This window comes from Bradyrhizobium sp. (genome assembly GCF_052389815.1).
Lineage (GTDB): Bacteria > Pseudomonadota > Alphaproteobacteria > Rhizobiales > Xanthobacteraceae > Bradyrhizobium.
Genome location: NZ_JBQTHN010000224.1, coordinates 1 through 17639 on the forward strand (window position 1 = coordinate 1; position 17639 = coordinate 17639).

Below are 17639 nucleotides of genomic sequence, written 5' to 3' on the forward strand. Positions count from 1 at the left end.
GAAGGCCTGTCAACTCGTAGAAAGTTCATTCTCTGCACTGCTTGCGCAATGACGGCAACAGAATATTTTCGGCGCTATGGCGTCGGACTGCGAATGGATTTCTACTGCGTCGATGGCCGATTGAATATTTGCCCAGCCTCAAGGGCTCAACCCATCCTACTTGCTCGCTCAGCTGGCCACATCGAAAGGAGCGATCGCGCGCACCCATGGCTGACGAGTCGGTGCCCGAAGTGCGTAGAGTCTCTGGTAAATCAGGCGCTCAGGCAGCCAATCAAGCGCCATGTAACCCAGCGGCAACTTGATGAGGTTGGCGACGATACGAGAAGAAGGCGGATGCCAATAGACAGACAGGTTGTTGAATCTGACCAGGGAGAAGCCAAGGGTCGTGAACTCGAGCATCAATCGCCTGTGACTGAAGTAATGCGTGTAATCGACAATTGGACCTGAAAGCAGCAGCATCTTGCCGGAATGTTCCCTGGCAACCTTCTCCAGAAAGGCACCCTGCTCTTCGTGGGAAAGGTAATGGATACATTCGATGGCCGCGATCACTTCGTAGCCTGTGAAAGAGGTCTGCAACAAGTCGGCGTTTTCAAACCTGGCATTTGGCAATTCCAGCGATCTGGCGCGGGCGATCGCGACATCGCTGATGTCAATACCGACCACCGATCGTGCTCTATCAAAAATTGCCTCGGTCAAGTGGCCTTCGCCACAACCAAGCTCGAGCACCGATTTGTCGCGAATGAACCGCCCAATACATCGGCGCAAGACCCTGTCCCTGAAGCGTGAACCTGCAATGTGCCAGGGATCAGGGGTGGCATAATGAAGATTGAAATCCTCGGCCGTTCGCATCGCAGCCGCTTACCGCTCCCGTTCAGATTTCGGTTGGCCTGCCGTTGTGGTCCGCTTGGTGATCCCAGAGCCGACATGCCAGTGCCAGCTCGTTACCTCCTGGCGTTCACGGCTGGCATGGTCCGCCTCGACCTTCCCAGGCGAAGCTTTCGCCACCGGCTGCGTTGGCGCGATCTTGACCGTCGTTACGGAAGCCTTTGCCACGGCGGGATCGAGATCGAGTGAGGGCAATCTGTCGGATTTCGCGAGAGGCGGCCTGTCATCGATCGCGGAAGGGAGCGCTGCATCCGTGCCTCCGACCATCGTTCGCGCGCCACTACTGGTCCTCAGCGCAAATAGTGCGCTTACAAACAGCAGACAAAGAATGGCGAGCCAAATGGTTCGAGGCATCGCAATCACTTAGCCGTCCCAGAGATATCAAGGAGGAGCCAGGTTTCAGGCATAAAGAAGGCTTAAGGCGGTTCCTCACCAAGCTTGGGTGCGGAGCAGCAGCATCCCAAGACCGGCTCGGGCGTCATCGAGGTCAGCTACCTGGAACCAGCCTGCCGCTCAGGCACTCATCGATCAGGAAACGTTCCTTCAACGTGCGCTGGCCGGCAGCTCGATGGATCGCCACTGCGGCCCGTATGTCGCCTCGGCCCAGCGGATGACGGCATCGATCCCGTCGACCGGCAGGCTTGGATTACGGGATTACGGTGACAGTGCATTTAACTCGAAGGTAATTTGTGCACTGTCACCGTAACAGTGACCGGGGTCTGGATTGCGGCGGCCCGGCGCCGGATGCGGGGCCTCGGGTTCAACAAAACGGCGGGTTACGCCTTTGGCTAATCCGCTCCTACAGCCCAACGAATCGATTTGGGCCGGCACCACGCTCCTGTAATGCGGTCGGCCGTAGGGAGCGCAGTGTAACAACACCTTGGGTCAACCTAGTTCGACAGGATGACGCCATGCTCCCGCCGGGACGGATGATCTGCGCCGACGAGGGCATGCTCGTCGGTTGCGATCACGGCTTCCGGCAGCGGCACGGGCTCGATGCCGGCGAACCGCCGATAAAGGGCACCCATGATCGCGCCGTTCATGATGGCGGGCGGCAGCAGCACGAAGGCGGTATCGACCCGCACCGCAATGGCGATCAGAAAGACGCATAAGGCGGCAACGCCGCTCCCGATCGCTGCGTACTCGAGGCCACGGCTCCGACCGAACGCTCTCGCGATGTGATGCGTGGCGAGGACAAAAATCGCCGATGGCACGATCGTGGCGATCAAGACAGCCAGAAACATCTGTGCCGGGACGCCTGCAATGACACCCGGACCGAAAGCCTTGGGCTCGAAGCCCTGCACCAACGCCATGAACATGAAGCTCAGCAACGCTGTCATCACCGCCGGAATCACCGCCGATATTGCGACCGCGGCGAGCGACGAGCGAACGCGAACGGGGCCGTCGAACGTTCGTGGTGCGGCCGGGGCTTCGGTTGAGGGCTGCGGTTGCCGGCCAGCCACCGTTTCGAGGCCGGCAACCTGGCTATACAGGAAGCCGGCGATCATCCCCGCGATCACCGGCAAGAGCCCGATGGTGATCTCGCTGCCGGCGGAGAGTGCAACCGACGCAAGGTGATCGCGGATGGCGAACGCATAGCCCGCCGCGGCCATGGTGCCCCCCATCAGCCCATATGCCATCCGGCTATGGATCGCGCCTTGCCGCAGCGCCAGATGGCCGGCAAACAACAACGCGGCGTCGATCGCGAGGCGCGTGACGTAGGAAATCAAGACCTTGTCCGGCGCCGGCAGCTCCGCCTGCCCCGGTGCGGCCGTGCCCTGGATCCCAAGCAGGACGAAGGCGTGCAGAAGGACGTGTACCGCCGCAAGCGGAATCAGCGCCACGAGCAGCGCGCGCGAGGAATTCTTTACTGCATACATGTGTAACCCCTGAACTGGGTTGCACGCTAAGCGCGAGGAATTACCGTCGGCTCATGAGATTGGATAAAATTGTAAGCACCGGGATTTTCCAGGGCACCCGGGAATTACCGCTCGGCGCGATCCCGATCGCCCGGGCGCGAGCTTTCGGTTATTCTTTGCGTCGTCGCTGACGACCGGGTATTACGGTATTACGGTGACAGTGCACTTAACTCGAAGCGAAAGTTAATTCGTGCACTGTCACCGTAATTCCAAGGTGTGGCTTGAGCCGGAGATATCACTCGCCGACAGTTATGGCTTCAACCGGCGCGAGCTTTCGGTTATTCTGGGCGTCGTCGCTGACAACCGCGACCTGATCTTGAGAGCGTGGCATGACCATTTCGGCAACTAGCGTCCGCTTCGATGACCACACCATGTGGGTCGAGCTGTCCGATGGGCGGACGCTCGGCGTCCCGCTCGCATGGTTTCCGCGCCTGCTGCGCGCCACGCCGGCCGAACGGCAACAGGTCGAGCTCAGCCGGCTTGGCCTGCATTGGGAAGCGATCGACGAGGACATTTCCATCGCGGGCCTGCTCGCCGGCCGCGGCGACGTCACGACATCTCCGGAACACGCAGCATAGTGTGCAGGATGGGTAGAGCCGAAGGCGAAACCCATCATCTTCATATCGCCTGTGAATCGATGGGTTTCGCTTGCGCTCTACCCCTCCTACGCGACTGGAAGCGAGGAGCCCGGCTTCCGGGAAGAGCGTCCAACTCTACCTTACGCCGGACGAGCCAAGGTCTTCGGCGACGCCGTCGATTGGGGTCTGGGTGGCGGCGGCCGCGGCGCCGGAAACGGGGCGAACGGGTGCGAAAATGTCGTGCACGAGTCCGAGTTTGCCGAGCCCCAGGATGATCAGGCCATTGATGTCGATCTCGTACCAGGCGTGCGAGAGGTAGGCGTCGCGCGGAAAGCGGTGATGGTTGTTGTGCAGCCCTTCACCGAAGGTGAGGATCGTGGTCACCAGCTCGTTGGTCGTGCCGTCATCGGTCTCGAAGCGGCGGTAACCCCAGCGGCCGCCGCTATGGCAGACCGAGTTGACCAGCGAGGTCGCCATGTTCATGGCAAGGCTGCGGAACAGGCCGGCGAACAGGACGCAGCCGATCATCGCGTGCACGCCGCCAAGCGCGTAACCCAGCGCGCCCGGAACGATCACCGCCGACAACGCGTACCAGTACCAGCGTGTCCTGGTGAAGAACATGGCGATCGGGTCGGCCAGAATATCCCTGGCGTAGTATTCGGGATCGGTGGTGGCCTGGTCCCGAAACCAGCCGGATTGCGCATACAATATCCCCTTGGCGAAGCTGGCGTGGCGCTCGCCTGCGGCGTCATAGTAAGGGCTGTGGACATCGCCGGGCTTGTCGGAGTGAAGATGGTGCCGGCGATGATTGGAGACCCATTTGACGATCGAGCCCTCCACCGCCATCGTGGCGAGCGCGGCGCACAGCGTCCGCATGACCGGACCGCAACGGAAGCTGCGGTGGACGAAGTAGCGATGCATGAAGCCGATGCCGACCGTGCCCAGCGCGAACATGCCGGCAAAGACGGAAATCTCGATCCAGCCGATGCCTATCGTGAATGCCCAGACCAGCGCCGCGATCGAACCCGCGATCATGATGCCGAGCGCAACATAGGAATCGAGAAGCTTGGCGTTCACCACCGGGCCCTCGAGGAGCACGCCCGGCGGCATTTTCCGGTCCGCAACCTTTTCCGACGCCACGCGCTCTTCCGACACCACGCTATGCACTGCGGTCATTTCAGCCGACCCATTCACGGAAAATCAACTCTACTGCCGCGCAGCGTACAGACGCGGGCTGTTTCTAGCAAGGGTTGATCGGTCACGGGAGCGCGCGGGGCCGGCACCCGAAAAGACGCGGGCGGAGGGCGGTCCCGACAGTGGCAGGCATTGGCATCCGGGCCGGCCCAACTATCTTACTTTCGTCTCACCTGGTGCAGCCGCCATGTCCACCAAGCCAAAACTGACCACCACCGTGTCGACCAAGGGCCAGGTGATTTTGCCCAAGGCGATCCGGGAACGGCGACACTGGCCTGCCGGTACGGAGCTGATGGTGGAGGATACCCCCGAGGGTGTGTTGCTGAGGGCGAAGCCCGCCTTTGCGCCAACCCGTCCGAAAGACGTGTTCGGCTCCCTGCCCCATAAGGGGCCGGCAAAGTCGATCGCGGATATGCAGGCGGGGATCGCCACTGAGGCGAAGCGGCGGCATGCTCGCAATCGAACCTAATCTCATCGTCCGCTATCTTGTGGGCGACGATCCCGGACAGCAAGCGTAGGGCGGATTAGCGGCCATGTCCCGCCGTAGCTCAACGAGCGAAGGCGGAAGCGTAATCCGCCGCTCCATTGTCGGCGCATTACGCTGTCGCTAATGCGCCCTACAAGGCCCCCAATCATGTGTGGACGGCTTGCTTCCCGCAATTGACGCCCGCTGCGCGCGATGGCCTCGTCTCTCCTCGAGGAGTGACGGCATGTCGATCGAGGACCAGCTTCGCGAGCGGCTCAGGAAGGTGGAGGCGCTGTATTTCGGCGCGGCCACGGCGGGAGAACGCGACGCCGCAGGCGCCGCGGCGGAACGGCTGAAGGCCAAGCTCGCGGAGGCCGGCCGCGGCGATCCTCCCGTCGAGATGAAGCTCAGCCTGCCGGATCAATGGTCGGTCAAGCTGTTCATCGCCTTGTGCCGGCGTTACGGCATCAGGCCGTTCCGCTACCCGCGACAGCACGCGACGACCGTCATGGTCAAGGTATCGCGGGGCTTTTTCGATACCGTGGTGTGGCCGCAGTTTTCCGGCCTGCACGCGGACATGTCGCTCTATTTCGCGCAGACGACGGAGCGACTGATCCGGGACGCCATCCACGCCGACACCGCCGACGCCGAGACCCGGTCCGAACGCGCCGGCCTGCGCTGACGCGCATCGGGTGCGCAGGATGGGCAGAGCCGGAGGCGAAACCCATCACATTGATATCGCATGTGAATTGATGGGTTTCGCGCGCGCCCTACCCATCCTGCGCGACCCACGGTCCTACTTTGCATGGGGTTGTTTTCGATATTTTTGGTTGGGGCCGGCGCTCGCGATCAGCCGGCGTCCTTCCCCGGCTTCCACCCATACGCCTTCGCGCACGCCCCGCCCATCAGCAGGGCGCGCTCGCTCTCGCTCAGGCGGCTGGTCAAGCGGAACGGCTCTGTGGCCTGCGCGTAGCCAACGACAGCGGCCGCGCGCGTCCAGTCGGTGCCCCACAGGCAGCGGTCGATCCCCCACGCATCGAACACGCGGGCCAACGGATCCCAGATGTCGGCAAACGGATACGGCTCCTTCGACAGCGTGCAGGCGCCGCTGACCTTGATCACCGCGTTCGGGCGCTTCGCCAGCTCCAGCACCTTCGGCAGCGCGGCCCAAGGACTCCACTGAGAAGCCTCTGGCGGCGCGGGCGGCACGCGCGGCTGCAATATGCCGAGATGATCGAGGATGAAGCGCGTATCGGGATGGCGGTCGATCAGCGCGATGCCGTTGTCGAGATTATCCCAGCAATGCAGGTTGACCGGAAAGTCGTGGCTGATGGCAGCGCGCGCGATGCGGTCGAGGCCGGGATGGCCGGGTGCCCAGCCGGACTCTTTCGTCAGCATGATGCGGATGCCGACCGCGCCTGGCGTCTGCTTCCACTCGGCGACGACATCGGCCACATCGGGGTTGTCGGGATCGACCGGCTTGACGATGGCGAAGCGGCCCGGATGGGCGCGCTGCGCCTCCACGGCGTAGCTGGCGTCAAAGCGGTACAGCGAGAACGCCGAGATGAAGATCGCCCCGTCGACGCCGACTTCGTCCATTGCCGCTACCATCTCCTCGCCGGTGACGTGCGCCGGCCAGTTCGGCACGCTGTACCACGGTCGCTTCGCCGTGTTCGCCTCGTAGGCATGGACCTGGGAATCGATGATCATCGCTCAGCCGCCGCCGCGTCTCGACGGGTCGTTGGGGGAAGGCGGCTCGTCGCGGTCGGTCCGCCAGCCGCCGGGAGCGGTGTCGTCACGGAAGACGCGCGCGCCGCGCGGCGTGACGTCGCCCGGGGTCACGGCCTGGCCAGGGGCGATCAGCTGTCGCGATTGGGCCTGAGGCTTTCTTGCCGCGGCGTTCGCCTGATCACAGAGCGCGATCAGTATGCATAGCGCCAGCACAGGCCGCATGGGATCTTCTCCGAGATCATCCCCCGACGCGCATTCTAGCACATTTTGCTGTTTTCGCCGTCGGCGGCCACGCTCCGCCCGCGGGCGCTGCTGCGCCTCGAGCCGGCCGATTTCCCCTTGCATTGCCCGGACGCGACCCTACGGTGCGCGCCATCCGGACCGGTTGAGGACGACGATGAACGACGCGATGCACTGCCCGAAATGCAATTCCGAGCACGCCTATCAGGACGGCAGCCTGTGGGTCTGCCCGGAATGCGCGCATGAATGGAGCGGCGATGCCACGGCAGCCGCCGAGACCTCGCTCGATGCCGGCGTGCGCGATGCCAACGGCAACCTGCTCGCCGACGGCGATGCCGTCATCGTCATCAAGGACCTCAAGGTGAAGGGCTCCTCGTTGGTCGTCAAAGGCGGCACCAAGGTGCGCAACATCCGCCTTTCCGACGGCGCCGACGGCCACAACATCGCCTGCAAGATCGACGGCATCGGCGCGATGAACTTGAAATCGGAATTCGTGAAGAAGGCGTGAGGCACGAGCACGCCGCAGGGCGGATTAGCGCACCGCGCGTAATCCGCCGCCCCAATGCGAAGCGATGGCGGATTACGCTGTCGCTAATCCGCCTACGCTCTCCTACTCCTCGGCCGGGCCGGGAAAGCTGCGGCGCAGGCGTTGCGATTCGTGCCAGACCTCGCGCGCGAAGCGCGCGAGCCTGGCCAGGTGCATCATGACGGGGATCATCGTTACCGCCCCGCCCTGAACAGCAGGCGCTCGATCTCGCGCTCCGCGTCGTCGGTGAATTTGGTGCCGTGAAGCGCCAGGTACTGCGCGACCACGCGGTCGGCGTGCCGCTGACGGGCCCTGATGTGGGCCCTGAACAAGCGCGTGAAGAACGGGGTTTTGGTCGAGGTTTTAGTCGGGGCAGAAAGCCAGGCCCCAGTGGATAGAGCATTCGCCATGGATCTCTCCTTTTGGAGTGTTGTCCTTGGGCCGAATCTCCTTCCTCCTCCATAAATAGGCATTAGCCCCCGGCATTGCGAGGCCAAATTGCGCGCATCAATGCATTAATTTTGAACGCTTACCTGAGCGCGCATCGCGCAAGCGTGCGTGACCTGGCGCACATGCGCGGGCGAACACGGCGGCGTGATCCGAACGGCCGGCAAGGCGGCAACGACCAAGTTCCGTGATGAGCGGACGAGCTGCGGGTCATCTGCTTGATCTGACTCAATTCCTCGCGATCTCCCGTAGTTTCCCGATGGGGGATCGTCCGGAATATTTTCCGCGGCAAGCCGCTGCTAATTCTCGAGCCCATGGGGCGATTCGCCCAAGGAAGCGGAACATGACCGAAGTCTATTTCCACTGCTCCGACGCCAGCCATGACCTGATCGACAGCCGCGGCACCGCCGTGAGCGATCTCTCCGAAGCCTGCGCCCATGGGCGTCGCCTCGTGCACGCGATGATGACCGCGCCCAACGCCGAAGACTGGCGCGGCTGGGAGCTGCGCGCCACCGACGAACTCGGCGTGGATCTGTTCGTGATCCCCTTCGCCTCCGTCATCGGCCGGCTGCACTGAGGAGGCCGCGATGTCGCTTCGTCAACGCCTGAACACGATTCTAACCCGCACCCGCGCCCTGATCGGCATCGTCGCCGATCCCTACCGCCCCGAGCAGCACTACATGCGCGGCCCCGGCCCGAAGTGGCGCGCCAAGCATTCGCTGGCGGACTGATTTCGCGCAAATCCCCGTTCGCCACAAGCTCGCCACATCCGTGAATGTGGAACTGTCCCAACCCATGACAGCGCAAAACATGGGTTAACCGCACTGTCTCTTAAAACACGCCACAATTTGCATTGCATAAACGTCTAGAGTTTAGGCGATGATTCACAGCGCGGGACTCTCTGGCGGCGGCCAATCGTGGATGCGGAGCGGCCTCATGCGTGTCGCGATAATCGCAGCGGCGATCGCGTTGGCGTCATCGCCGGCGCTCGCTTCGCCTTCCTGCATGACGCAGAGCGAGGCGCGGGCGAAATTTCCCAAGGAGCATTTGTGGTGGCACGGCCCGAAGCGCTGCTGGGATGCGACGCCGCCGAGCCGGCGGCGCCTTGCCGAGCGCAGCAAGGCCAAGGAGCAGCGCGCGGTTCAGGTGGATGCGCAAGCCGCGCGCGAGGCGCGGGACGAGAAGAAGGGCTGGTCGCATGCGCCGCGCTGGCACGAGGCGATGTCGCGGATGCGGCCCGGGGACCTGCCTGATGCCGCGGTGTCGGCCAGCGCCGGAGCGAGCGTCGATGCGGTCGCAGCCCCGGCCGCGCCCCGCACGAATTTCTGGGACCGCTGGGTCGAGATCGCCCAGCGCGTGCCGCCCGCTGCGGCCAGGCCCGGGCCTGCCGACCTCGCGGCAAACGCCCGCGCCGCCGAGCCGCTCGTCACGCCGCTGCGCGTGATGCTGGCCCTGCTCGTGCTGCTGCTCGCGCTCGGCGCGTTCGAGCTGATGGTCCGCCGGCCGGTTCGCAGTCCGTAGGGCGGATTGACGCAAAGCGCGTAATCCGCCGTCGCTCGGATCGGCGGATTACGCTCCGCTAATCCGCCCTACTGACACACGCGAAGGAAAGGTGCCGCGCCGCACGCGCCCCTCTACGCCGTCTTGCGCTTTTCGATAATCTCCTTGAAGTCGTTGGCGAGGTTGCGGAAGTAGCGGGCCAGCACCTCGTAGAAATCCTGCCGGGTCGCATCGGTCGCCTCGCGCGCCTGCTCCTCGCATTTGGCGGCCCGCGCCTCGTACTTCTCCAGCTTGCTCTCGAAATCTTCCATGGTCCGCAACTCCCAACGCCACTCAACTCACCCCCCTGATCGTGCGCGGCCAGACGACCAAAAGATGGCGGGCTCGGGGAGATTTTGCTGCGGGGCGCGGCAAAGAAGGTGACTAACGGGTCGGCACCGGCGCCGGCGGGCGCGGCGGAGAACGCTGCGACCATATCGAGGATGGCCGTGGCGGGGCCGCTGCCGCTCGCGCCGGGGCGCGCCTCGCCGCATCCACCTGCTCCAGGTACGACGTCAGCGCCCAGGCCGAGCTCGCATTGCTCGCATAATGCTTCTGCAGGAACAGATAGAGCGGCAGGCTGAAGCGCCCCTTGGCGAGCCCGCCGGCGCTGCGATGGCAGCTCGCACAGCCCTCCGCGAACAGCTTTTGCGGCGGCTTGCCGGCGTCGAGATTTTCCTGCGCGGATGCTGTGCTGCACGCGAGGACGGCGCTAGCGGCGAGCGCAAGCAGGCTGCGCCCCGATCTTGCTGGCAGCATCGGATTTCCTTCGGCGGATGTGTCCCGTCGAAAGCCTAAGCGAAGCGGAATGGCGAAAAATGGGCTGAAGCTTGATGCTTCTTCAACACCTCAAGGCTGATGCGGTCCGCGCATCATCTTCATGGCTTCCTCGAGATGGCGCCATTCGCGCGCTTCCTCTTCCTCGCCCTTCTTCTCGCAGGCGATTGCGTTCTGGGCAGCCTTATGAATGGCCTCCGCGCCGTGTTTCTCGAACATCTGGCGTGCGATCACGTGGACCTGCATCTCGGAAATCATGGCGCTCTCCTCGTCTCGATCGATCGGAGCCGCGTGGCTTAAGCCGGCGGTCGGCCTGTCAACCGCCGGGCCCGGGGTCCGTTCCTCCGCCCCCCGCCGTCGCCATTCTGCGCCCTTCCAGCGGAGGGCGCTACATCATTCTCGGAAAGGAGCCCTTGTTAGGGTCGAAATCGCCCTCCGGTTCAAGAGCATCGCGCACCTATTCGCGTGAAGAGCGCCCGACCGCTCAGGCGACGTCGGCCCGCTTCTCCTGCGCATCCGCCGCCAGCGCGTCGAGATCGACCAGGCGCGGATCGTCCGCGCCGACCTCGGCTTGCGCCGCGCCATTGCCGTGGACGTGCATCAGCGTCTGCACGCGCCGCGCGTTCATGTGGTCCGCGTGCTGGTGGCGCAACGCGACTGGCACCAGATAGGCCGGCAGGCCGGTCGCCGCGAAGGCCGGCACCCGCTTCAGCTCGGTGCCCTCGCGCCATTGCAGCGGGCTCAGCGTGTAGATCAGCTGCCTCTGGATGTCCGGCAGCGCCGGCTGTTCGGGCTCGGCCGCCGCACTCTGCCCGGCATTGGCGTTGCCGCTGCGCGTCGAGGCCGCCGCCGAGCGCAGCTCCCAGCAGATCAGTTCGACCGCAGAGAGCACCTCGCGGCGCACGGCATCGATGCTGGCGGAAAATCGCGCGGCTTGCGGTATCGGCGCCGCGCCCTTGCCGGCGGCGGCCAGCAGCCCGGCGGCACCGGCATCGAAGCCGGGCGCGGCCTTTTCGATGGCTCCTGCCATCGCCTCGATCTCGTCGGCAATGCGGTCGCGCTCGCGCTGCGCCCTGGCTTCCGCCAGCGCCCGTTCGGCGGAGACGAGTTGCTCGTCGAATTCGGCGAGCTCGGCGCGCAGCGCCTTGGCGCGTTCCTCGACGCTGCGCAGCTCGCCTTCCGCGCGCGCCAGCTTGGCATCGGCCGCGCCGGCCACGGCGAGTTTTTCGGCCGTCTTGCGCTTGTCGGCGACGACGGCGTCCGCGGCGCGGGACCTGGCGGCGAGCTTCAGCCGGGTCGTCTGCTTCTCCCGCAACGCATTCTCGAAGCGCTCGACCGGGCCCAGCTCACGCCTGAAGAATGACATTTCACCCCCCGCGACTATCCCGAATTTCCCCGCCGAATCAGGCGGCTGCTGCAATCGGTGGAAGTTTACCGGAAACTTGGCTCAGATTGCGGCTCGAACCGCCGTCGGGCCCTTTCGGACCCTGTGGAAGCAGCATTTTTCCCCGCCCGCCGCCCGGCGGCGATCGCGGGTTCGTGAACGGTATTTCGTCCCAGCGCAGCCGGACGAAACACAGGCGCTCCGGCGATGAAACCATTTTCCTCCCCGACAAAGACGTCCGGAAACGAAAGGCCGCTAGCTTTCAGGCCATGTGATCCAACGATGGGGTTCGATCATGCAGGCGCTTCTCACCATGCTGTACCGCTTTTATCTCGTGATGCGGCTCCAGGAGATTCGCCGTCACCGGATTGCCGCCTGAAGCCAACGAAACTTTCAGCGCAATCGCTGAGAGGAGAAATAAGAATGCTCGAAGTCGATCACTATCGCTTTCAGGCCGACCGCGCCCGCCGCATGGCCGACCGCGTCACCGACGCCGTCGTGCGCGAGAAGCTGCTGGAGATGGCATCCGAATTCGGCCGCTACGCTGCGCTGATCGAGGCCAAGGCGCGCGAGAAGCTGGCGCAGGCAGCGACGATCTGACCCGCGTTGACGCTAACCATCCCCGGAGTTCCCTCGGCCCCAGACTCTCCATCCCCTCGCCTTGCTTACGTCAAACCCGGCTGGACTCGTGCCGTCCGGCAGGGATCGACGACGAGCATGGGGATTTTGGATGCGTTCCACGCTGAGACAGATTGACGACCCGCACGATGCGCCGATCGCGCCCGATATCGTTCCGGCCGATTGGGCCGGCCCCAAGCCGGCGGGGCCCGCCAACGATGCCGCAAGCCGCGAAAAGCTGTTTGCCGAAATCCGCCACGCTGCCGAGGTCGCCGCGCCCAAGGTCGACAACACCTTCCGCGCCAGCGACGTCAATGACATTCCCGCGCTGAAGAAATCGCCGGCGCGCAACTGGGTGAATCGCGCCGTCACGGCGTTCATATTGGCGTTGGTCAGCGCGGGCGCTGCGGCCGCCTGGAAGCAGCACGGCGAGGCGGCGACGCAGACGCTGGCGGACTGGGTGCCCCTGCCGGCCGCCAGTTCATCGCCGGCCGCCGATCCGCCGGTCGAGGCCGATGCGCAAGCGGCGTCGGAACGTGAGGAGGTCGCCGCACAGCCTCCGGCAGAGGCCGCTGCCGCACCCGGCAGCACCGCTGCGCTGCCGCCGGAAGCCGAGCAGCAGATCCAGTCGATGGCGCGCGAACTCGCTGCCATGGGCCAGCAGATCGAGCAGCTCAAGGCGACCATCGAAACGCTGAAGGCGAACCAGCAGGCCGCCGTCGCGCCGCCCGCACCGCCCGCCGCCCGCGCGCACCCGCCTGCACCGAAGCCCAGGGTGTCCGCAGCGCCCAAGCCGCCCGCGCCGCCGCGCGCAGCCTATCCGCCCGCCGTGCAGGCTGCGGCGGCGCCGCCACCGGGCTATCAGGCGCCGCAGCCTTATCCGCAGCAGGCCACGACGCAGCCCAACGGCGAACCGGTGGTGCGCCCGCCGATGCCGATGCCGCTTTCGAACAGGTACTAGAGCGTTTTCAAGCGAAGTGGATACCGGTTCGCGTAAAGAAAACGCGTCAAATCTAGAATCTAGAGCTTCGGTTCTGATTCAACCAGAACCGAAGCTCTAGGCGTCCAGCACCGGCGGCTCGAACCAGTTGGTCAGCGACAAGCCGCCGTCCACCGTGAACGCCGCGCCGGTGACGTAGCCGGACACCTTGTTGGAAAGCACCGCGAGTGCCATCGGCGCCAGGTCCGCTGCCGCGCCGATGCGGCCGAGCGGAATGTGTTTTGCCAACGAGGGATCGGCGATGAAGCCGCCGGCAGCGATCGCGCCGGGCACCAGCGCGTTGACGCGAATATTGTTGCGGCCGAGCGTTTTGGCGAGCTCCTTCACCAGCATCGCCATGCCCGCCTTGGTCGTCGAATAATGCGGCAGGTTGCGCGGCGTGCCGGCATGCAGCGAGGTCAGGAACAGGAACGATCCCGGCGACTTCGCTGCGATCAGCTGCCGAGCCAGTTCGCGGGCCAAACGAAAGCCGGCCTCGAGATTGACCGCGTGCATCTGCCGCCAAGTCTCATCGCTGACGGCGAGCGCGTGATCGGCCTCGCGCCGCGGCGGCGAAGCCGAATGCACGAAATGCGTGACTTGCCCCAGCGCTGCTCGCGCATGGGCGAGTAGCGCATCGCAAGCGGCAGGATCGGCGAGATCGCCAGTCCAGGCCACCGCCAGTTCCGGACGCGGCGAGGATTTCATCGCCTCCACCACCCGCTCCGCACTGATATCGGCGAACACCGTGCGCACGCCCTCGCCCACCAGGGCCTGCGCGATGGCCCGGCCGATGCCGTTGCCGGCGCCGGTCACCAGCGCCGCCTCGCGCGCGGGATCGAAGGGGTTTTGCAGCAGGCTCATGAACTCTCCTTAGCCGAAAGACGGAATGCTTTGGCCAAGAATCACCACAATCCCTTTCCCGGATAAAGCCGAATTCGAAAGGAGGCCACGCAGATGCAAGCAGCAAAGCCGACCTTCATCGCACTCGCGGCGCTGGCGCTGCTCGCCACACCGGCGTTCGCCAAGAGCGCGAAGGCACAGAAGGAGGATGCCGAGGATTCGTCGCCGCCCTGCTCCTCCTATCAGCTTGGTCCCGACGGCAATTGGGAGAAACTCCCCTGCCAGGAGGTCGGCCCCCGTTCGTCGCCACAGCATCGCGCGCCGGCGAAGGGCCATGAAGAGGAACCGCGCTAGTAAGGCGGCTTCTTCCGCGCGCGCTGCTCCCTTGCAGCTTCCACCCACCAGCTTAAATCGTCGGCGAAGCGCGGGAAGGCGTTTGCCAGCGCCTTGCCGGGCTCGCCGGTCGGCTTGCCGCCTTCCGACAGCGTCTGCGCGATCGGTCCGGCCGAGATCGTCGAGGACACTACCACCATGCCCATCTCGGAAAGTATGCCATGCCAGGCAATGGCGGCGCGTGCGCCGGCGAAGCGGCCGGCCGAATAGCTCGCGATCGCTGCCGGACGCCAGAACCATTCCTCGAGGAAATGGTCGGTGAGGTTCTTCAGGCCGGGCTGCACACCCCAGTTATATTCGCCGGTGATGAACACGAAGCCGTCGGCTTCGCGGATCTTCCCGGCGAGCGTTTCGAGCACGGCCGGCGCCTCGCCCTTGCCGTGCTCCTTGTACATGCGGTCGAGCATCGGAAGGTTCACCTCCCTGGCGTCGATCAGCTCGACGTCGTCGCCGCGCGCACGAAAGCCTTCAACGACGAATTGCGCGAGACGGATACCCATGCGGTCGGCGCGATAGGAACCGTAGAAAACCAGGACGCGATTGCTCATGGGTTCACCCGACTGCCACAACGCCACAATCCCGACATCATCGCCGCAGTGTGGCCTGTGCGCAACGATACGGCTTCGAACGGATTTAACCGCGCTCTTGCACTCTTGTCGCCGCATTCTTCGGGCTTGCTGGGGACGAGACGGAGGGGAACTCGCATGAAGAAGCAGATCGCGATCGTGGCGCTGGCCTTGGCGCTCCCGACGGCGGCGATGGCCGGAGAGCGCGCCACCGATGCGGCGCTCGGCGCGGTGTCCGGCGCCGTCGTGCTCGGGCCGATCGGTGCCGTGGCAGGCGCCTTCATCGGCTATACCGCCGGTCCTTCGATATCGCGCGCCTGGGGTATCCGCGACGGCAGGGCTTCCGCGCGGCAGCCGCGCCGCGCCGCCGGCAATGAAGCACGGCCCTATCGTGAGAGCCGGGCCGCGATGCGCGAGTCCGCAGTCGCTCCAGCCGTAGCGTCCGCGCCGAAGACGGCGAAAGCGCCGCCCGTGCAGCCGCTGGAATAGCGCTCAGCGCGACGGCCGGTTCGGATAGACCAGCGGGCGGTCCTCGCCGTCACAACAGCTTCGCGCGCACGAACAGCGTGCGTAACGCGTTGGTCGCCTGCACCGTCAACATGGCATTGTCAGCGGCGTGCTGCAGCGAGCGCAGCGCCTCCTCGTGCAGGGCGCGGAATTCCATCCACTCGATGGCGTTGAGGCTGGTGATGAAGCGGAAGGCCTGGCCGACCGTGCCGATCGAGGCGGTCTGGCCGTTGAGCTTGATGCGGAACGTGGTCCGCAGCGGCGTTTCCGACGCCGACACATCGCGCGAAAGCGCCGGATCGGTGTGGCTCATGACGGCGCCGGCAAGCGCCGCGACGCGGTGATCGAATCGGTGAGGTTCGGCACCACGACGAGCCGCGAGATCTCTCCGTCGCTATAGGCCTTGAGGAAGCGCTCGTAATTGCGGATCGACACGCAGCCGTTGGACTCGCCGCCCGGGCCGAGCAGATAGCTGTGCACCAATAGCCCGGTGCGGCCGAGCGTCGACTCGCTATCGACCGGGGTCATGCGTAGCGCACGCACGCCGTGGAACAGTTTTTCGCGGGGCTTGAGCTCATAAGTGCCGGGCGGGGTGGCGCCGACCATGCGCTCGCCGACACTGTCGACCCTATCCATGCGGTTGCCGAGCCCGGAATGGGCCTCGAGCTTGACGCCGTTCGGCAGGTAAACCGCCTGGGCAGAGATATCGTAGACCGCGGTGAAGCTGTCGTAGCCGAGCGCGCCGAGATCGGGACCGGAGCGGAACAGACCCTCGCCCGAGGTTAGCGAGGCCAGCGTAACGCCCCGGCCGGGGAAGAGATCGGAAAGCTTCTGCAGCAGCGTGCGCTGGTCGCCGGCATTGTCCGCCGGCATGGCCGCGCGGCTCGCCGCTTCGATCCGCGCATCGGACGGACGCGCGCGCGGCAACGGCACCGCTACCGTGGCGGGCGGCGGAGCCGGCTCTTGCATGACCGCGCGCCAATCCTGCGCGCGCCAATCCTGCGATTGCATCTGGCGGGCGAGTTGCTCCCGCGCCTGTTGCGCGCGGATGTCGGCCACCGCGTGGGCTGCGCGGTCAAGCGACGGCGTCGAGAAAGTGCGCGCGCGCAATTCCGGCGGGGGCGCAGGCAGGAAGCGGTCCTCGAAGCTGGAGGCCGGCGGGCGCGACGGGGCGGCATTGGCGGAAACCAGCGCAGCGTCGCCGGGATCGGCGACCCATGCGGCGACGCCCGCGCTCGCGCCGAACGCCAGAAGCACGACCGCCATCGTCCTGGAAGACGATACGCGCCGCTGCGGCCAATGCCGGTCGGCCCTCATCCTGACTTGAACCATGCCGGTCCCCGGACCCACCCCCTCGACAGCGCCCATTCCGCGAGGGATTCGTGGAATTTCCCCGGCATTATGGCCGCGAGACTGAGGCATATTCGAGACCGACGAAGGATGCACGCCTCGGGCGGCGGCCTGGTTAACAGCTATATTGAGCCATCCGTTTCCCACGTGTGGAACAGTCATCTACCGTTCATGGGCGGGCCGCTAAGACGGTGGGGCGCGCCGGGTGGACGGCTGAGCGGCCGGTCAATTCCGAATCCAAAGCGCTCTATTGGCCTGATCAGGGAGAACCCCATGAAGCGGATATTTGTTGCTGCAATCGTCGCCACCTTCGCCCTCGGCTCCGCCGCGATGGCGCAAACCTGCGAGACCAAGGCGGTCGGCAAGGACGGCAAGGCGCTGTCGGGCGCGGCCAAGACCTCGTTCCTGAAGAAGTGCAAGGAAGAGACCTGCGAGGTCAAGGCGGTCGGCTCCGACGGCAAGAAGCTGTCGGGCGCGGCCAAGACCTCCTTCATGAAGAAGTGCGAGGAAGGCGCGTAGGTCATTCGCGCCTGAAGCGATAATCGAACCGGTTGCCGTCGGCCTTCCGCAGGCCGACGGTCGGCCGGGGGAAATGCACCGGCAGGACCAGCGTGCCGGTGTCCGCCACCTCGGCAAAGAATGTCCGGCGCGAGACCGCCGACTGCTTCGGGTCCCAGTCCGGCCGCGCCGACCAGTC

General features: G+C 65.2%; 27 protein-coding genes and 1 pseudogene. 13 read left to right on the forward strand and 15 right to left on the reverse strand.

Translation table 11 applies throughout. The features are described from left to right. Positions 1-168 precede the first annotated feature (168 nt). Both ACT4OC_RS29770 and ACT4OC_RS29775 read right to left on the reverse strand, forming a co-directional pair. The gene (locus ACT4OC_RS29770; RefSeq protein WP_444842642.1) at positions 169-849 is read right to left on the reverse strand and encodes a class I SAM-dependent methyltransferase; all 681 of its coding nucleotides are present in this window, start codon (positions 847-849) and stop codon (positions 169-171) included. A gap of 926 nt (positions 850-1775) precedes the next feature. Continuing rightward, positions 1776-2765 (reverse strand): hypothetical protein, encoded by a 990-nt coding sequence (locus ACT4OC_RS29775; RefSeq protein ID WP_444842643.1) that lies wholly within the window; start codon positions 2763-2765, stop codon positions 1776-1778. 253 nt (positions 2766-3018) lie between these two features. Here ACT4OC_RS29775 and ACT4OC_RS29780 point away from each other — a divergent pair, with 253 nt between their 5' ends. Together ACT4OC_RS29780 and ACT4OC_RS29785 are read left to right on the forward strand one after the other, a co-directional pair. Next, positions 3019-3153: a DUF4160 domain-containing protein gene (locus ACT4OC_RS29780; RefSeq protein ID WP_444842668.1), complete on the forward strand. Its 135-nt coding sequence runs from the start codon at positions 3019-3021 to the stop codon at positions 3151-3153. Beyond that, entirely contained in the window at positions 3134-3382 is a 249-nt protein-coding gene (locus ACT4OC_RS29785; RefSeq protein ID WP_444842644.1) for a DUF2442 domain-containing protein, read from the forward strand. Before ACT4OC_RS29780 ends, ACT4OC_RS29785 begins: the two co-directional genes overlap by 20 nt. Before the next feature lie 135 nt (positions 3383-3517). Here ACT4OC_RS29785 and ACT4OC_RS29790 read toward each other — a convergent pair whose 3' ends face one another. Beyond that, a complete protein-coding gene (locus ACT4OC_RS29790; protein ID WP_444842645.1) occupies positions 3518-4558 on the reverse strand; it encodes an acyl-CoA desaturase in 1041 nt (346 codons plus the stop codon). 205 nt (positions 4559-4763) lie between these two features. Between ACT4OC_RS29790 and ACT4OC_RS29795 the strand changes: the two genes are divergently transcribed. Then, positions 4764-5045 carry an AbrB/MazE/SpoVT family DNA-binding domain-containing protein gene (locus ACT4OC_RS29795; protein ID WP_444842646.1) on the forward strand — a complete coding sequence of 94 codons (282 nt, stop codon included), beginning with the start codon at positions 4764-4766 and terminating at the stop codon, positions 5043-5045. A gap of 241 nt (positions 5046-5286) precedes the next feature. Continuing rightward, on the forward strand, positions 5287-5724 hold the full coding sequence (locus tag ACT4OC_RS29800; RefSeq protein ID WP_444842647.1) for a hypothetical protein: 438 nt from the start codon (positions 5287-5289) through the stop codon (positions 5722-5724). A gap of 167 nt (positions 5725-5891) precedes the next feature. On the opposite strand, the gene ACT4OC_RS29805 is transcribed toward ACT4OC_RS29800, so the two are convergent. Both ACT4OC_RS29805 and ACT4OC_RS29810 read right to left on the reverse strand, forming a co-directional pair. Continuing rightward, complete coding sequence (locus ACT4OC_RS29805; RefSeq protein ID WP_444842648.1) at positions 5892-6752, reverse strand: amidohydrolase family protein; 861 nt, start codon at positions 6750-6752, stop codon at positions 5892-5894. 3 nt (positions 6753-6755) lie between these two features. Continuing rightward, positions 6756-6995: a hypothetical protein gene (locus ACT4OC_RS29810; protein ID WP_444842649.1), complete on the reverse strand. Its 240-nt coding sequence runs from the start codon at positions 6993-6995 to the stop codon at positions 6756-6758. Positions 6996-7170: 175 nt separating this feature from the next. Between ACT4OC_RS29810 and ACT4OC_RS29815 the strand changes: the two genes are divergently transcribed. Next, the gene (locus ACT4OC_RS29815; protein ID WP_444842650.1) at positions 7171-7521 is read left to right on the forward strand and encodes a zinc ribbon domain-containing protein YjdM; all 351 of its coding nucleotides are present in this window, start codon (positions 7171-7173) and stop codon (positions 7519-7521) included. Positions 7522-7733: 212 nt separating this feature from the next. Here ACT4OC_RS29815 and ACT4OC_RS29820 read toward each other — a convergent pair whose 3' ends face one another. Further along, a complete protein-coding gene (locus tag ACT4OC_RS29820) occupies positions 7734-7949 on the reverse strand; it encodes a hypothetical protein (protein WP_444842651.1) in 216 nt (71 codons plus the stop codon). Between the two features lie 380 nt (positions 7950-8329). Here ACT4OC_RS29820 and ACT4OC_RS29825 point away from each other — a divergent pair, with 380 nt between their 5' ends. The 3 genes from ACT4OC_RS29825 (at position 8330) to ACT4OC_RS29835 (ending at position 9507) form a co-directional block, all read left to right on the forward strand. Then, positions 8330-8563 (forward strand): DUF6894 family protein, encoded by a 234-nt coding sequence (locus ACT4OC_RS29825; protein WP_444842652.1) that lies wholly within the window; start codon positions 8330-8332, stop codon positions 8561-8563. A gap of 10 nt (positions 8564-8573) precedes the next feature. Then, on the forward strand, positions 8574-8717 hold the full coding sequence (locus ACT4OC_RS29830) for a hypothetical protein (RefSeq protein WP_444842653.1): 144 nt from the start codon (positions 8574-8576) through the stop codon (positions 8715-8717). Between the two features lie 205 nt (positions 8718-8922). Next, positions 8923-9507, forward strand: a complete 585-nt coding sequence (locus ACT4OC_RS29835) for a hypothetical protein (RefSeq protein WP_444842654.1) — start codon at positions 8923-8925, stop codon at positions 9505-9507. Between the two features lie 113 nt (positions 9508-9620). Here ACT4OC_RS29835 and ACT4OC_RS29840 read toward each other — a convergent pair whose 3' ends face one another. From ACT4OC_RS29840 to ACT4OC_RS29855, 4 genes are all read right to left on the reverse strand, one after another. After that, positions 9621-9797, reverse strand: coding sequence for a hypothetical protein (locus ACT4OC_RS29840; protein ID WP_444842655.1), 177 nt, complete (start codon positions 9795-9797; stop codon positions 9621-9623). A 112-nt stretch (positions 9798-9909) separates the two neighbouring features. Then, positions 9910-10284 carry a hypothetical protein gene (locus tag ACT4OC_RS29845; RefSeq protein ID WP_444842656.1) on the reverse strand — a complete coding sequence of 125 codons (375 nt, stop codon included), beginning with the start codon at positions 10282-10284 and terminating at the stop codon, positions 9910-9912. A 90-nt stretch (positions 10285-10374) separates the two neighbouring features. Then, the gene (locus ACT4OC_RS29850; protein ID WP_444842657.1) at positions 10375-10560 is read right to left on the reverse strand and encodes a hypothetical protein; all 186 of its coding nucleotides are present in this window, start codon (positions 10558-10560) and stop codon (positions 10375-10377) included. A gap of 226 nt (positions 10561-10786) precedes the next feature. Next, positions 10787-11668, reverse strand: a complete 882-nt coding sequence (locus ACT4OC_RS29855) for a hypothetical protein (RefSeq protein ID WP_444842658.1) — start codon at positions 11666-11668, stop codon at positions 10787-10789. 441 nt (positions 11669-12109) lie between these two features. Here ACT4OC_RS29855 and ACT4OC_RS29860 point away from each other — a divergent pair, with 441 nt between their 5' ends. Both ACT4OC_RS29860 and ACT4OC_RS29865 read left to right on the forward strand, forming a co-directional pair. Continuing rightward, on the forward strand, positions 12110-12286 hold the full coding sequence (locus ACT4OC_RS29860; RefSeq protein ID WP_444842659.1) for a hypothetical protein: 177 nt from the start codon (positions 12110-12112) through the stop codon (positions 12284-12286). A gap of 130 nt (positions 12287-12416) precedes the next feature. After that, positions 12417-13265 carry a hypothetical protein gene (locus ACT4OC_RS29865; RefSeq protein ID WP_444842660.1) on the forward strand — a complete coding sequence of 283 codons (849 nt, stop codon included), beginning with the start codon at positions 12417-12419 and terminating at the stop codon, positions 13263-13265. A gap of 96 nt (positions 13266-13361) precedes the next feature. On the opposite strand, the gene ACT4OC_RS29870 is transcribed toward ACT4OC_RS29865, so the two are convergent. Beyond that, a complete protein-coding gene (locus ACT4OC_RS29870) occupies positions 13362-14147 on the reverse strand; it encodes an SDR family NAD(P)-dependent oxidoreductase (protein WP_444842661.1) in 786 nt (261 codons plus the stop codon). Between the two features lie 93 nt (positions 14148-14240). Between ACT4OC_RS29870 and ACT4OC_RS29875 the strand changes: the two genes are divergently transcribed. Next, positions 14241-14480, forward strand: coding sequence for a hypothetical protein (locus ACT4OC_RS29875; RefSeq protein WP_444842662.1), 240 nt, complete (start codon positions 14241-14243; stop codon positions 14478-14480). Here ACT4OC_RS29875 and ACT4OC_RS29880 read toward each other — a convergent pair. Next, entirely contained in the window at positions 14477-15067 is a 591-nt protein-coding gene (locus tag ACT4OC_RS29880; RefSeq protein ID WP_444842663.1) for an NADPH-dependent FMN reductase, read from the reverse strand. The genes ACT4OC_RS29875 and ACT4OC_RS29880 overlap by 4 nt on opposite strands. Positions 15068-15223: 156 nt before the next feature. Between ACT4OC_RS29880 and ACT4OC_RS29885 the strand changes: the two genes are divergently transcribed. Next, positions 15224-15574 (forward strand): DNA-directed RNA polymerase subunit N, encoded by a 351-nt coding sequence (locus ACT4OC_RS29885; RefSeq protein WP_444842664.1) that lies wholly within the window; start codon positions 15224-15226, stop codon positions 15572-15574. A 49-nt stretch (positions 15575-15623) separates the two neighbouring features. Here ACT4OC_RS29885 and ACT4OC_RS29890 read toward each other — a convergent pair whose 3' ends face one another. After that, positions 15624-15905 carry a hypothetical protein gene (locus ACT4OC_RS29890; protein WP_444842665.1) on the reverse strand — a complete coding sequence of 94 codons (282 nt, stop codon included), beginning with the start codon at positions 15903-15905 and terminating at the stop codon, positions 15624-15626. Beyond that, positions 15902-16924, reverse strand: coding sequence for a tlde1 domain-containing protein (locus tag ACT4OC_RS29895; protein ID WP_444842666.1), 1023 nt, complete (start codon positions 16922-16924; stop codon positions 15902-15904). Before ACT4OC_RS29895 ends, ACT4OC_RS29890 begins: the two co-directional genes overlap by 4 nt. A gap of 291 nt (positions 16925-17215) precedes the next feature. Here ACT4OC_RS29895 and ACT4OC_RS29900 point away from each other — a divergent pair, with 291 nt between their 5' ends. Next, positions 17216-17461, forward strand: a complete 246-nt coding sequence (locus ACT4OC_RS29900; RefSeq protein ID WP_444842667.1) for a hypothetical protein — start codon at positions 17216-17218, stop codon at positions 17459-17461. A 1-nt stretch (position 17462) separates the two neighbouring features. On the opposite strand, the pseudogene ACT4OC_RS29905 reads toward ACT4OC_RS29900, so the two are convergent. Beyond that, positions 17463-17639: pseudogene (locus ACT4OC_RS29905) on the reverse strand (MBL fold metallo-hydrolase); the annotation flags it as partial.

Coding starts and splice junctions, on each gene's coding strand:
- ACT4OC_RS29770 (WP_444842642.1), bottom strand. CDS start 849: ATGCGAACGGCCGAGGATTTCAATCTTCATTATGCCACCCCTGATCCC.
- ACT4OC_RS29775 (WP_444842643.1), bottom strand. CDS start 2,765: ATGTATGCAGTAAAGAATTCCTCGCGCGCGCTGCTCGTGGCGCTGATT.
- ACT4OC_RS29785 (WP_444842644.1), top strand. CDS start 3,134: ATGACCATTTCGGCAACTAGCGTCCGCTTCGATGACCACACCATGTGG.
- ACT4OC_RS29790 (WP_444842645.1), bottom strand. CDS start 4,558: ATGACCGCAGTGCATAGCGTGGTGTCGGAAGAGCGCGTGGCGTCGGAA.
- ACT4OC_RS29795 (WP_444842646.1), top strand. CDS start 4,764: ATGTCCACCAAGCCAAAACTGACCACCACCGTGTCGACCAAGGGCCAG.
- ACT4OC_RS29800 (WP_444842647.1), top strand. CDS start 5,287: ATGTCGATCGAGGACCAGCTTCGCGAGCGGCTCAGGAAGGTGGAGGCG.
- ACT4OC_RS29805 (WP_444842648.1), bottom strand. CDS start 6,752: ATGATCATCGATTCCCAGGTCCATGCCTACGAGGCGAACACGGCGAAG.
- ACT4OC_RS29810 (WP_444842649.1), bottom strand. CDS start 6,995: ATGCGGCCTGTGCTGGCGCTATGCATACTGATCGCGCTCTGTGATCAG.
- ACT4OC_RS29815 (WP_444842650.1), top strand. CDS start 7,171: ATGAACGACGCGATGCACTGCCCGAAATGCAATTCCGAGCACGCCTAT.
- ACT4OC_RS29820 (WP_444842651.1), bottom strand. CDS start 7,949: ATGGCGAATGCTCTATCCACTGGGGCCTGGCTTTCTGCCCCGACTAAA.
- ACT4OC_RS29825 (WP_444842652.1), top strand. CDS start 8,330: ATGACCGAAGTCTATTTCCACTGCTCCGACGCCAGCCATGACCTGATC.
- ACT4OC_RS29830 (WP_444842653.1), top strand. CDS start 8,574: ATGTCGCTTCGTCAACGCCTGAACACGATTCTAACCCGCACCCGCGCC.
- ACT4OC_RS29835 (WP_444842654.1), top strand. CDS start 8,923: ATGCGTGTCGCGATAATCGCAGCGGCGATCGCGTTGGCGTCATCGCCG.
- ACT4OC_RS29840 (WP_444842655.1), bottom strand. CDS start 9,797: ATGGAAGATTTCGAGAGCAAGCTGGAGAAGTACGAGGCGCGGGCCGCC.
- ACT4OC_RS29845 (WP_444842656.1), bottom strand. CDS start 10,284: ATGCTGCCAGCAAGATCGGGGCGCAGCCTGCTTGCGCTCGCCGCTAGC.
- ACT4OC_RS29850 (WP_444842657.1), bottom strand. CDS start 10,560: ATGATTTCCGAGATGCAGGTCCACGTGATCGCACGCCAGATGTTCGAG.
- ACT4OC_RS29855 (WP_444842658.1), bottom strand. CDS start 11,668: ATGTCATTCTTCAGGCGTGAGCTGGGCCCGGTCGAGCGCTTCGAGAAT.
- ACT4OC_RS29860 (WP_444842659.1), top strand. CDS start 12,110: ATGCTCGAAGTCGATCACTATCGCTTTCAGGCCGACCGCGCCCGCCGC.
- ACT4OC_RS29865 (WP_444842660.1), top strand. CDS start 12,417: ATGCGTTCCACGCTGAGACAGATTGACGACCCGCACGATGCGCCGATC.
- ACT4OC_RS29870 (WP_444842661.1), bottom strand. CDS start 14,147: ATGAGCCTGCTGCAAAACCCCTTCGATCCCGCGCGCGAGGCGGCGCTG.
- ACT4OC_RS29875 (WP_444842662.1), top strand. CDS start 14,241: ATGCAAGCAGCAAAGCCGACCTTCATCGCACTCGCGGCGCTGGCGCTG.
- ACT4OC_RS29880 (WP_444842663.1), bottom strand. CDS start 15,067: ATGAGCAATCGCGTCCTGGTTTTCTACGGTTCCTATCGCGCCGACCGC.
- ACT4OC_RS29885 (WP_444842664.1), top strand. CDS start 15,224: ATGAAGAAGCAGATCGCGATCGTGGCGCTGGCCTTGGCGCTCCCGACG.
- ACT4OC_RS29890 (WP_444842665.1), bottom strand. CDS start 15,905: ATGAGCCACACCGATCCGGCGCTTTCGCGCGATGTGTCGGCGTCGGAA.
- ACT4OC_RS29895 (WP_444842666.1), bottom strand. CDS start 16,924: ATGGTTCAAGTCAGGATGAGGGCCGACCGGCATTGGCCGCAGCGGCGC.
- ACT4OC_RS29900 (WP_444842667.1), top strand. CDS start 17,216: ATGAAGCGGATATTTGTTGCTGCAATCGTCGCCACCTTCGCCCTCGGC.